At 39.4% G+C, this 12,553-nt stretch carries 8 protein-coding genes; 5 read left to right on the forward strand and 3 right to left on the reverse strand.

Going from position 1 to position 12,553, the window contains the following annotated elements; translation table 11 throughout:
- Window positions 1–320 precede the first annotated feature (320 nt).
- Window positions 321–1,613 (reverse strand): X-Pro aminopeptidase, encoded by a 1,293-nt coding sequence (locus ALW18_11205; protein ID AOE53033.1) that lies wholly within the window; start codon window positions 1,611–1,613, stop codon window positions 321–323.
- A 142-nt stretch (window positions 1,614–1,755) separates the two neighbouring features.
- Here ALW18_11205 and ALW18_11210 point away from each other — a divergent pair, with 142 nt between their 5' ends.
- On the forward strand, window positions 1,756–2,859 hold the full coding sequence (locus ALW18_11210) for a cell filamentation protein Fic (GenBank protein AOE53034.1): 1,104 nt from the start codon (window positions 1,756–1,758) through the stop codon (window positions 2,857–2,859).
- Here the strand turns inward: ALW18_11210 and ALW18_11215 are convergent, their stop codons facing one another.
- On the reverse strand, window positions 2,860–4,221 hold the full coding sequence (locus tag ALW18_11215; GenBank protein ID AOE53035.1) for a hydroxymethylglutaryl-CoA synthase: 1,362 nt from the start codon (window positions 4,219–4,221) through the stop codon (window positions 2,860–2,862).
- A gap of 179 nt (window positions 4,222–4,400) precedes the next feature.
- Between ALW18_11215 and ALW18_11220 the strand changes: the two genes are divergently transcribed.
- From ALW18_11220 to ALW18_11235, 4 genes are all read left to right on the forward strand, one after another.
- Window positions 4,401–5,252: an iron-regulated protein gene (locus ALW18_11220; GenBank protein AOE53036.1), complete on the forward strand. Its 852-nt coding sequence runs from the start codon at window positions 4,401–4,403 to the stop codon at window positions 5,250–5,252.
- Between the two features lie 217 nt (window positions 5,253–5,469).
- The gene (locus ALW18_11225) at window positions 5,470–6,300 is read left to right on the forward strand and encodes a succinate dehydrogenase (protein ID AOE53037.1); all 831 of its coding nucleotides are present in this window, start codon (window positions 5,470–5,472) and stop codon (window positions 6,298–6,300) included.
- A gap of 15 nt (window positions 6,301–6,315) precedes the next feature.
- Window positions 6,316–8,322, forward strand: a complete 2,007-nt coding sequence (gene sdhA / locus ALW18_11230) for a succinate dehydrogenase (GenBank protein AOE53038.1) — start codon at window positions 6,316–6,318, stop codon at window positions 8,320–8,322.
- A 12-nt stretch (window positions 8,323–8,334) separates the two neighbouring features.
- Window positions 8,335–9,096: a fumarate reductase gene (locus ALW18_11235; GenBank protein AOE53039.1), complete on the forward strand. Its 762-nt coding sequence runs from the start codon at window positions 8,335–8,337 to the stop codon at window positions 9,094–9,096.
- A 184-nt stretch (window positions 9,097–9,280) separates the two neighbouring features.
- Here the strand turns inward: ALW18_11235 and ALW18_11240 are convergent, their stop codons facing one another.
- Window positions 9,281–12,199 (reverse strand): hypothetical protein, encoded by a 2,919-nt coding sequence (locus tag ALW18_11240; GenBank protein ID AOE53040.1) that lies wholly within the window; start codon window positions 12,197–12,199, stop codon window positions 9,281–9,283.
- Between the last annotated feature and the right edge of the window lie 354 nt (window positions 12,200–12,553).

The raw sequence follows: 12,553 nt of genomic DNA on the forward strand, positions 1-12,553 counted from the left end.
GCAAGGAGGAACGACGAAGCAATCTTTTTAGATTGCCGCACTCCGCTGCGCTGCGTTCGCAATGACATACTGTGTGGATAATACTGTTTGCAAAAATACTTCATTCATATGAATTAGAATACTAACAAAAACAAAAAACGGCTCACAATAGTAAGCCGTTTACTGTCTAGTAGGGACGTTGCATTGCAACGTCTCTACAGTATGGAATTAAAATTATTTAAAAGATTTAGATTGCCATACTCAGCTTCGTTGCGGTCGCAATGACATCAGCTTCGTAAAGAATGAGTAAAAGCAAACTGCGACTAAATATTGCAAACTAATTAAGCGTTCATCAAACTTTCAATTTCTTCTGCTTCAATAGGTATATTACGCATTAGGTTGAAAGGTTCGCCGCTTGGTTGGATAACCACGTCATCTTCAAGACGTATACCAAAGCCTTCTGCCGGAATATAGATTCCCGGTTCAACGGTAAATACCATGTTAGCTTCCATTGGTTGTACTAAAAGCCCGTAATCATGCGTGTCAAGTCCCATGTGGTGCGATGTACCGTGCATAAAGTACTTTTTATATGCCGGCCAGTCCGGGTTTTCATTCTGAACGTCAGCTTTGTCCAGAAGTCCAAGGCCAAGAAGTTCAGATGTCATTATTTTACCTACTTCAAGGTGGTATTGTTTCCAAAGTGTACCCGGAACAAGCATTTTTGTCGCTTCATTCTTCACGCGAAGCACTGCGTTGTAAACTTCTTTTTGTCTTTCTGTAAAACGGCCGTTAACCGGAATAGTACGGCTAAGATCGCTTGAGTAGTTGGCGTATTCGGCAGCAACATCAAAAAGGATAAGGTCACCGTCTTTACATTGCTGGTTGTTTTCTACATAATGTAATACGTTGGCATTGTTGCCAGAAGCAATAATAGGCCCATAAGCAAATCCTTTAGAACGGTTACGCACGAACTCATGAAGCAATTCTGCCTCAATTTCGTATTCCATAACACCCGGTTTTACAAAACCAAGAATACGGCGGAAACCTTTTTCGGTAATAGTACACGCTTCTTGTATCAGGTCAATTTCTTCGGTTTCTTTTATAGAACGAAGCCTTTGCAGGATAGGGTTACTTTTGGCAACCTGGTGCGCAGGATATTTCTCTTTCCACCACTTGATGAAACGGTCTTCTCGCGTCTGTGTCTGAACCGACGAACGGTAATGCTCGTTGGTATTGATGTAGATAATATCGCAGTACGTCATAATTTCGAAAAGCACTTTTTCAAAATCCTGAAGCCATTGGATGTTTTTAATGCCTGAAACTTCGGTAGCACGCTCTTTAGTTAGCTTTTCGCCTTCCCAAATGGCAATGTGCTCGTTGGTTTCGCGAACAAAAAGTATTTCACGCAGGTGCTCGTAGGGAGCATCCGGGCAAAGCAGCAATATACTTTCTTCCTGGTCGGCGCCACTTAGATAAAATATATCACGGTGCTGTTGGAAAGGCATTGTGCTGTCGGCGCTTATAGGGTAAATGTCGTTAGAATTGAATACCGCAACGCTTTTAGGTTTCATCTCTGCCATAAATTTTTTACGGTTCTTGATGAACAGGTTACGGTCTATCTGATGGTATTTCATGATATAAAGTTTTAATCCGGATACCAAAAGTACTAAGATTATCGTGAAGTAGACTCTTAAAATTTATTATGCGGAGAAAAAGGATATTAATCTCCGCATAATTTGCGGAGATTAATCGTATATTTACCGCAAAGCTTTATTTATGAGTAAGTATATCTATCAAAACAAAGACTGGCCAGTGTTTAAATGGAACAGCGAATCACTACTTCCGCTTTTAGGAAAAGTGAGAAGTTTGCAGGGTAGACTTATTGGTAAGATGGACGGCTTAGGTTTCGATCTTAAAAATGAAGCTTCGGTTGAAATAATTACTCAGGATGTACTCAAGTCTTCTGCAATTGAAGGAGAATTGCTTGATCCTGCACAAGTACGCTCATCCATTGCAGTGCGGCTCGGTGTTGAAATACCGGGAATTATTGCATCTGATAGAAATATAGATGGGATAGTTGATATGATGCTTGATGCTACGCAGCATTTTTCTGAAGAATTAACTGAAGAAAGGCTTTTCGGTTGGCATCATGCAATGTTTCCATCGGGAAGGAGTGGTTTGTATAAAATAGTTTCGGGAAACTGGCGAGACGATGCCAACGGCCCTATGCAGGTTATTTCAGGGTCATTTTCAAAGCAGAAAGTGCATTTTGAAGCGCCACCGGCAATATCTATTTCTAAAGAAATAAAGCTATTTATAAACTGGTTTAATGACAACATTGAGCTCGATGCTGTTATTAAAGCGGGTATCGCTCATTTGTGGTTTGTGACATTGCATCCTTTTGATGACGGTAATGGAAGGATTGCACGGGCGATAGCAGATATGCAAATGGCGAGAGCCGATGGCATACCGCAACGTTTTTACAGTATGTCGTCGCAAATACAAAAGGATAGAAAAATATATTATGAAATTCTTGAGCGTACCCAAAAAGGTGATCTTGATATAACAGAATGGCTTGAATGGTTTCTTTTACGGTTATATGATGCTATAGAAGCGTCAGAAATCACCCTAAATAGTATAATGTTTAAGCATAGATTCTGGGATACAAACCGTACACAGATTGATAATAAACGTCAGCAATTGATGCTTGAAAAAATGTTAGATGGTTTTGAAGGTAGCCTTACTACTGCTAAATGGGCAAAAAATACCAAGTCTTCTCCTGACACTGCCTTACGTGATATAAACGATCTTATTGCAAAAGATATTTTGCGCAAGGCTGAAAGCGGTGGAAGAAGTACTAATTATGAACTTGTAAAATAACTACTCCACCCATTTGTAATACCTTGCGCCTATTAAATTCGGAATTTCTTTTTCTATACTGTCTAGTACCCATTCGCCTGATGGCGCAAGCAGGCTTTCTTTCTGTTCCTTTTTGTGGAGTTTCAGGTATGTTTCAAAATCAATCTCGTTGCTTCCGGCCAGGGTTTCAAATAATTGTGCGTTTTGCGCGGCAATTTTCCATCCTTCCTGTAAAGTTCCTTCAAATACTTTTGATTTCGATCCGCTGCCGTAAGCAAGGAAGCCGATCTTTTTTCCTGTAACATCTGTCCCTTCAGTTGCAAAGTGGCTTAAAGCTGACAGTAACCCCATAAATACAGAACCTGTATACAGGTTACCTATAAGGGATGACGCAGGTTCGGCGGGCTGTAGTTTCTGATTAACGAAGTTTCTATAATCGTCAGATTTTGCTATTTCTTTTACTTTTGTTTGATAATTTACTGCATCTTCATTACCTGTAAGCAGTGGAGTGTCCGCGTCGAGCGCGAAGATCTCAGAGAACATCCTTCGTCCCTGATACGCGTAGGGAAGGTGCATAATGATGCTTTCCCATGTATTATATAAAGAGCCTTTAGTGTTTGTAGCTTCTTTAAAACGGTAGTAGGCTTCGCGGGTACGGTCGGTATAACATTGGTTAGAATATTGCCCGTCAAACACCGGTTGGTCTTTATGAATTTCTATTTCGGCTTCAAGATTGTCAAACCAAGGCTCATTAGTGTTGTTTCCACTAATTTCTTTTTTGCTGATAGTTCTGTATGGCTTAAAGAAATCAAAAACACCTTTAGTGCTTACAGCCCATTCGTCGCTTATGCTAATAATTCCTGGGTTAGCCGTAACCAGCATAGCCAATGCTCCTGCGCCCTGTGTATATTCTCCCGTTGATTCCAGATCATACTTTGCGATGTCTGTAGTAACAACGATAGCTTTTTTGGTTGGGTTTAGTTTAATAAAGTCCAGGCAGTTTTGAAGGGCGTCTACACCGCCAATGCAGGCGAAGGTAAAATCTACCGTATCGCAATTACTAAACGTGCCTTCGCCAAATTTTTGCTCCATCAGTGCCGTTAAGAAAGATCCAATAGGCTTAGAGCTGTCTATTCCGCTTTCGGTACCCACATAAATCCGCGCAATCTCAGCCGGATTGATATTATTTTGGGTGATAAGCTTAGTAAGTGCATTTGCGCCAAAAACCACAGCGTCCTGATGCGTGTCGGGTAGCGTCATTTTTAATAATCCCAGTCCTTTTTCAAGTTTATCAGGATCTATTTTTCTGGCTTTTGCCAATGTTTTTATAGGTAAGTGAAGTTTGGCAATGTCAAAAGCAATAGCGTCTATTCCGGTGGTCATTCGTGTAGGTTTAAGGGGCAAAATTAATTATCAGGAATTACATAGAAGGTGTTAAAAAAGGTTAATGTTTTATTTTTGGCAATTCCTGAAAATTTAAACTTTATTTTTCGCAATTATGCAAATTATCAACCGTTGATAATGCCTATTTTTGCATTGCAATTATTACAATCAAATCTATTATGAAATTATATTCTCTTATAGCGGTTATAGTGTTTACATCTTTTGCCAGTGCGCAGGACAAACAGGCGTATCAATTATTCGATAAAAAAGGAAAAGCCACTACCTATAAAAAGTTAGTAAAAACTGCCGGAGATGCAGAAGTTGTATTTTTTGGCGAACACCACGATAATTCGGTTATTCATTGGCTGGAGCTGGAACTTACTAAGGACCTTGCCGAAACAAAAAGCCTTGTGCTTGGCGCGGAAATGATAGAAGCCGACAATCAAAAACAACTGGATCAATACCTTAAAGGAGAAATCAATCAAAAAGTATTCGACTCTACAGCGCGTTTATGGAATAACCATAAAACCGATTATAAGCCATTGGTTGACTTTGCAAAAGAAAAACACTTTCCGTTTATAGCTACCAACGTGCCCAGGCGTTATGCGAGCAAAGTTTATAAAGGCGGTTTCGAATCGCTTGACGGTTTATCTGCCGAAGAAAAAACATGGATTGCCCCATTACCAATTGCTTATGATGCTACTTTACCGGGCTATGTAAAAATGCTCGAAATGAGTGGTGGTCATGGTGGTGGTAACCTGCCTAAAGCACAGGCGGTTAAAGATGCTACTATGGGTTATTTTATCGCAAAAAATCTAAAACCAAATACAGTTTTCGTTCATTATAACGGAACCTACCATAGTGATAATTTTGAGGGTATAAACTGGTACCTTAAAAAGGCAAAACCGGGAGTAAAAATTGTTACTATTGCGGCAGTATCTCAAAAAGATGTTTCCAAACTTGAAAAAGAGCACCTTAATCTTGCCGATTTTATACTGGTTGTAGATGAGGATGTAACCAAAACCTACTAATAAAGTATTGATTATTGGATGGTAAAAATTGACATATGTTGCAGATTTTTAGGTGTTTTAGGTGTAAAATGATCTCAAATGTATTTTTAAATTAAAAATACTTCATAAAAACGCCACTTTATACTCATTATAAATTACCCTCAAAGGTTGTAGTGAATACCTTTTTAGCCTTATTTTTGTTTGATTTTTTAAAAACCTTATCTTTTAATCAAATACTATGGCAAAATCTGCACTATTGAAGTCGTCCATTGCTAAAAAATACTGGATGGCTCTGACAGGTTTATTTCTCTGCCTGTTCCTTGTCGGGCACTTAATCGGGAACCTTCAATTAATTTATTCGGATGCACTGCATTTTAACCAGTATGCGTTGTTCATGACAACAAATCCTGCAATTAAGGCGCTTTCGTATCTAACGTACATTTCTATCATTTTTCACGCGATAGATGGTATTTACCTTGCGGTGCAAAACCAAAAAGCAAGACCGGTTAAGTACGTAATGAACAAGCCGGGCAAAAACACCATCTGGGCTTCCAGAAATATGGCTGTTTTAGGTACGGTAATATTAATTTTCATTGTTACTCACATGGTTAGCTTTTGGGGAAGAATGCATTTTGATAAAGCAATGCCGCTTCAAACGGTAACGATAAATGCGGGAGGTGCGCCTCAGGAATTTTATTTAACTACCAACGGATCTTACGTACCTAAAGCACAGGTTGAGCAGGGACTGGTTAAAATTGAAAATAGGACTGAGTTTTTTGATGCAGGTGCCGGTGTAAAGGTTAACGAAGGTTACAAAGATCTTCACAAGATTACGGTTGAATTCTTTAAGGATCCTAAATTCGGACTTATAGCTACTATACTATATACAATATCAATGATAGTTCTTGGGTTTCACCTTTACCACGGTTTTGGCAGCGCATTCCAGTCTATGGGTGCCAACAATCCAAAATACAACGGACTTATCAAAAATTTCGGAAAGAGCTTTGCAATCATAGTTCCTCTATTATTCGCTATCATTCCTATTTATATTCACTTTTTTATAAAATAATCAACATCAGTAATTATGTTAGATTCTAAGATACCAGAAGGGCACATATCCGAAAAATGGACTAAATACAAAGACCATTTAAAACTTGTTGCCCCAAATAACAGACCTAAAATTGATGTAATTGTAGTAGGTACCGGCCTTGCGGGTGCTTCGGCTGCTGCTTCACTTGGCGAAATGGGGTATAACGTTAAGGCGTTCTGCTTTCAGGATTCACCACGTCGTGCGCACTCTATTGCTGCACAGGGTGGTATTAATGCTGCGAAAAATTACCAAAATGATGGTGACAGTATTTACAGGCTGTTTTATGATACAATAAAAGGAGGCGATTACAGGGCACGTGAAGCTAACGTTCACCGTCTTGCAGAAGTTTCAGGAAATATTATTGACCAGTGTGTTGCTCAGGGGGTTCCTTTTGCACGCGATTACGGCGGGATGCTAGACAACCGTTCGTTTGGTGGTACACAGGTACAACGTACATTTTATGCTGCAGGACAAACAGGTCAGCAGCTTTTGTTAGGTGCTTATTCTGCTTTATCAAGACAAATTGGTGTTGGTAACGTACAGATGTTTAACCGTCACGAGATGCTTGATATCGTTAAGGTAGATGGCAAAGCGCGCGGAATTATAGCACGTAACCTTATTACAGGTGAAATTGAAAGACATTCAGCGCACGCGGTAATCATCGCTTCAGGTGGTTATGGTAACGTATACTTCCTTTCTACAAATGCAATGGGAAGTAACGTAACGGCTGCTTGGAAAATACATAAAAAAGGAGCTTATTTTGCTAACCCTTGCTTCGTACAGATTCACCCTACATGTATTCCTGTACACGGTGAGAACCAGTCTAAGCTTACCCTTATGTCTGAGTCACTTCGTAACTCAGGGCGTATCTGGGTTCCTAAGAAAAAAGAAGATGCTGAGGCTATTCGTGCAGGTAAAATGAAGCCGACGGAAATTGCTGAAGCTGACAGGGATTATTTCCTTGAAAGAAGATACCCTGCTTTTGGTAACCTTGTGCCACGTGACGTAGCATCGAGAGCTGCTAAAGAGCGTTGTGATGCCGGTTTTGGTATCGAAGCAAATGCTACAAACGAAGGTGTATACCTTGACTTCTCTTCAGAGATCATTAGTAAAGGTAAACAAACTGCTTATGCAGCAGGTAATCACCATCCTTCGGATGAAGAGGTTATTAAACTTGGTAAGGCATGGTTAGAAGAGAAATATGGTAACCTTTTCCAGATGTACCAGCAGATTACAGCTGAGAATCCTTACGAATTACCAATGAAGATTTACCCTGCGGTTCACTATACTATGGGTGGTGTTTGGGTTGATTATAACTTACAGAGTACTATTCCGGGCTGTTTCGTAGCCGGTGAAGCTAACTTCTCAGACCACGGTGCTAACCGTCTTGGTGCATCTGCACTAATGCAGGGTCTTGCAGATGGTTACTTCGTGCTGCCTTATACTGTATCTGATTATCTTGCTAACGACATCCGTACAGGTAAGATATCTACAGACCTTCCCGAATTTGTGGAGGCAGAAAATGCAGTTAAGTCACAAATTGACTCTTTCCTTAATAATAACGGTACTAAATCTGTTGATTACTTCCATAAAAAACTTGGACACATTATGTGGAACAAAGTTGGTATGGGCCGTAATGAGCAGGGACTAAAAGAAGCTGTTGTAGAAATTGATGCTTTAAGGGCTGAGTTCTACAAAGAAGTTTATGTACCGGGATCTGCTAACGAACTTAACCCAGAACTTGAGAAAGCAATTCGTGTTGCCGACTTTATGGAACTTGGCCAGCTTATGGCAATGGATGCTTTACAACGTAAAGAATCTGCCGGCGGTCACTTTAGGGAAGAATATCAGGATTCTGAAGGTGAAACCCTTCGTGATGACGTGAACTTTAATTTCGTAGGTGCCTGGGAATATGGTGGCAGCGATATTAATACTGAAACACTTCATAAAGAAGTGCTTAACTACGAGTACATTAAAATTGCCGCAAGGAACTACAAATAAAATACAAGAGAGATGGCTTCTAATAAAAATATAAATATACACCTTAAAATATGGCGTCAGAAAGATGCCAAAACCAAAGGTAAAATAGAAACGTACAAGCTTGATAACGTTTCTACCGACAGTTCATTCCTTGAAATGCTTGACCAATTGAACGAACAACTGGTTAACAACAGACAGGAGCCTGTAGCTTTTGACCATGACTGCCGTGAAGGTATTTGTGGTATGTGTTCGCTTTACATTAACGGTCAGGCTCATGGTCCGGCTAGTAAAGTTACAACATGTCAGCTGCACATGAGGTCGTTTAAAGATGGTGATACTATCTATGTTGAACCATGGAGAAGTAAAGCTTTTCCTGTAATTAAGGACCTTGTGGTAGATAGAAGTTCGTTTGACAGGATTCAGCAGGCAGGTGGTTTCGTTTCTGTAAATACTTCTGGGCGAACTATTGATGCTAACGCTACTCCGGTACCTAAACACGATGCTGACAGGGCGTTTGAAGCTGCCGCGTGTATTGGTTGTGGTGCTTGTGTTGCAAGCTGTAAAAACGGTTCTGCTATGCTATTTGTTGGTGCTAAAGTTTCTCAGTATGCATTGCTTCCGCAAGGTAAAGTTGAGGCTTCTCAAAGGGTACTTAACATGGTTAGGCAGATGGATGAAGAAGGATTTGGTAACTGTACAAATACAGGTGCTTGTGAGGTTGAATGCCCTAAAGGTATTTCACTTGAGAACATTGCACGTATGAACAGGGAATACCTTTTTGCAAGCGTAAAATAATACGATCAAGGTTAATTATACTGAAAACGCCTCCGTTACCGGAGGCGTTTTTTTATGAAGTTTTTGTCACAAATTTTACGAATTGCCACTAATTTATTTGCTATAGCTATAAGGCAAATGACAGATATATAATTCTGGTTTGCTATCCCTTATCGGAGGGTCGGTCTGTTAAACGAGAAAGATATTAAACTGTTTCTTCCGCTGCGGTAGCAATACCTTCAAGATAGGCTACAAAGTTATCTTCATGGGCTACTTCCAGCTTTTTCCGGATGCGGTAGCGGGCGTTTTCTACACCACGTAATGAAATATTAAGCAACGGCGATATCTCTTTATTAGTAAGATTCATCTTTACGAAAGCGCATAGCCTTAGTTCCCGTTTGGTAAGAGTAGGGTTCAGTTTTTTGAGTTCTTCGAAGAAGTTATGGTGTATCTTTTCAAAATTGACATCAAACACCTCCATGTATTCCTCACCGATCTTGTGTTGGTTCAGCTTCTGGAAGATCTGAAATAGTTTTTTGCGGGAATCATCATTTTTAACATAGTCCTTTAATTCTTTAAGGTCGTTGGTTATCTCGTTGAAAATATCCTTTTTCTTAATAAGCACCATCGTGTAATTTGCCAGTTCCTTACTATTGTTAAGTACTTCTTCCTGCAAATGTATCTTGTCTTTGTTAATTTGCTCCTTATCTCTTTGCAGGCGTAGCTGCTCAAGTTCCAGTTCCAGTAGTTTTTTTGCCTTTTGCGCCTCTATTTTGGTTTTTAGGTGCTCACGTTCTATTCTCTTCTTAATATAGCGCACAATGGCTATAATAAGCAATACGGTTATAATAGCATACAACGCGAAAGCAAGGTTGGTCTGATACCATTTAGGAAGAATAGAGAAGTTATAAACCGTTTCTTTTCCTATTAGTCCGGCGGTATTGCGGCTGCGTACTTTAAAAGTATAATTGCCGGGCCTTAGGTGAGTGTATTCCTTATATGGAATATTCTGCCACGTCGACCAGTTGTTGTCTACATTTTCAAGCATATAACTGTACTGAACTTCTGTGCCGCGTGTCATTTTCGGTGCTGCGAACTCAAAACGTAAAATGTCGGTCTGGTTGGGTAATACTTCTGCATCATCCGTTTTTGACGTTAAAGGGAGCAGGTTAAATTCCTGATCCTGGGAATAGGATATTTGTGTAAGCACGGTGTTTATAGTACTGCTTGCTCCCGGATTGGCTACGGAATATAAAAACAGTCCGTTTGTGGTGCCAAATAGTACATTGTTTCCTGCAAGGTTTACAATGCTTTCCATTCCGCGGTTAAAGCTGCCTTTCATATTTAAGAACAGGTCTTTGTGAAGTTCCGGTTTTTTCTCTGCCGTATAAAAATAACCAGCTTCATCATCCTGAACAAACCATGTCTTATTGCCGGACTGCATCAGCTTACGGGTATTCTTTTCGGGATCAAGAATGCTATTTAGTGTTTTATGGGGAATAAATTTATTCTGCTTAATATCAAACTTGTAAATACCTGTATTAGTGGTAAAAACAATCTCATTATTCCAACGTGTAACATTTACGTTGAAGGAGGATAAAAGTCCGTTTTTATTGGTGTAGTGGTCTACAGAACTTATCCGCGTATAGGATGGATTAATACGTATCCTGAAAACACCTTTATAGCCGTGACATACCCAATAGGTATAGGGCTCGTCGGCAGGGAGTATATCCCTTGCGGACTCATCAAAACCGGTAAGTTTTTCATGAAGTAACCATTGGTCGCTATTTTTTTCCAATAGATATAGTCCGTTGTAGTGCGAAGCCAAATAGAAATTAGGCTTGCTTTTAATGGGTGTAATCTTCCAAAAGCCGCTAACGGTGCCAATGCGTTCTGCCAGGTTGTTTTCTATTTTAAAAAGGCCATTATCGTGGCTAACAATTATATCGCCATGCAGTTGTTGTATGGACCATGCCTGGCCGTGCAGGTTTTCTATCTTTTTAAAGTCATGGGTGGCGGATGGATTCTTGCCGTTAAAATAGGAGTAATATACGCCCTGATTGGTTGCCAGATAAATGGTGTTATTATAAGTTAAAGCGTCATACACCGAAGCTTTATTAAACAGGTATGTATATGGCGACATAAAGTCGATATATGCCAGGCCATTATTTTGAAGGATCCAGATATTACCATCTGAAGCTGTTTCTAACTTGTGAATTACAGCATCCTGAAGGTTTTGAAAGATAGCAGGGCTTAGTAAGATCTGCCCGTTGCTGTTCGCCATTATTATTTTTGAACTTAACGTACCAATAAACAAATCGCCGTTAGGATATTTTATTGCTGACGATACATAGTCATGCTGCCCCTGGCTAAACACATTACTTAATAGCTGCAATGTACCTGTAGTTGCGCTTCCCTGATAGATGTTTCCCATTTTGGTGATAATCATCACAATGCCTTGCGAATTACCGGGAAGTATAGATACTATCTCTTCGTTGTTATATTGCTCACGCGGAAATGCTACAACGGGTTCATTGCTACCCGGACTTACTTTTAATATTGCATAATTGGAGTCCTGAATATAATATTCTTTACCAATAAGATTGGAGTAAATAAAAGATGTATTAGCTGGGATATGTGTTGCTATCTTATTCTGAATAATAATAAGCTCGTTGAAAGAACGGCAAAGAACCTTGTCGCCAACAGCGTGAATGTCCCAAATGTTTTCTACATTCTTCCCTTCCAGCTGCAATTCCTCCATAAGCGAATGGTAACGGTATTTTCCGCTTTTGCTTTTTAGAAGGGTTCCGACTTCGTTATACCCGCCTGCATATATAGTTCCGGTAGCATCTATTTCCAGACTTCGTACAGATGAATTATTTGGAAGATTCAGCTTTTGCCAGTGCTCTCCGTCATAAATTAAAACCCCATCATTATTTCCGAAAAACACATTGCCGTGCCTGTCTTCGCACATCGACCAAAATTGTGGATCGGCACTAAAATCGGATCTGGAGTACTGTTTTATCTTTCCCGATAATTTTAATTGTTCTGCAGTTGCGTTTTGAGCAACTAAGCAGAATTGAAAAAAAAATAGTGAGAAAATAAGGATAAAGTATTTTTTCATGCTGTTTGTTAAATCTTCATTAAGGCGGTGTTAATGGCAAATTTACCGCAAACGTTGTAAATTGATGCTGTAAATACTAAAAATCATAACCTGAAGTGTACAAAACTACTCAAAATATTTTTAATATAAATTTTTGTTATACAAATAGTTGTAAAAAAAAAGTAACTAATTGAGAGTACACTTTTTGTAAATGGTGTAACCAAAGTGTATTGTCTTTTCCTATTGTTAAAGTATGTAGTGATAATTTGGCTTATCTAAAATTTGAATCGAAAACGATTGAAATTATGTTGAAATTGACTAATTCGCAATTTGCCCTTTAAGAATTGGTAATAATGCATAAAAAGGTGGTTTTCA

Source organism: Flavobacterium psychrophilum, assembly GCA_001708385.1.
Classification (GTDB): Bacteria; Bacteroidota; Bacteroidia; order Flavobacteriales; family Flavobacteriaceae; genus Flavobacterium; species Flavobacterium psychrophilum_A.

Coding starts and splice junctions, on each gene's coding strand:
- ALW18_11215 (AOE53035.1), bottom strand. CDS start 4,221: ATGACCACCGGAATAGACGCTATTGCTTTTGACATTGCCAAACTTCAC.
- ALW18_11220 (AOE53036.1), top strand. CDS start 4,401: ATGAAATTATATTCTCTTATAGCGGTTATAGTGTTTACATCTTTTGCC.
- ALW18_11205 (AOE53033.1), bottom strand. CDS start 1,613: ATGAAATACCATCAGATAGACCGTAACCTGTTCATCAAGAACCGTAAA.
- ALW18_11225 (AOE53037.1), top strand. CDS start 5,470: ATGGCAAAATCTGCACTATTGAAGTCGTCCATTGCTAAAAAATACTGG.
- ALW18_11240 (AOE53040.1), bottom strand. CDS start 12,199: ATGAAAAAATACTTTATCCTTATTTTCTCACTATTTTTTTTTCAATTC.
- ALW18_11210 (AOE53034.1), top strand. CDS start 1,756: ATGAGTAAGTATATCTATCAAAACAAAGACTGGCCAGTGTTTAAATGG.
- ALW18_11235 (AOE53039.1), top strand. CDS start 8,335: ATGGCTTCTAATAAAAATATAAATATACACCTTAAAATATGGCGTCAG.
- sdhA (AOE53038.1), top strand. CDS start 6,316: ATGTTAGATTCTAAGATACCAGAAGGGCACATATCCGAAAAATGGACT.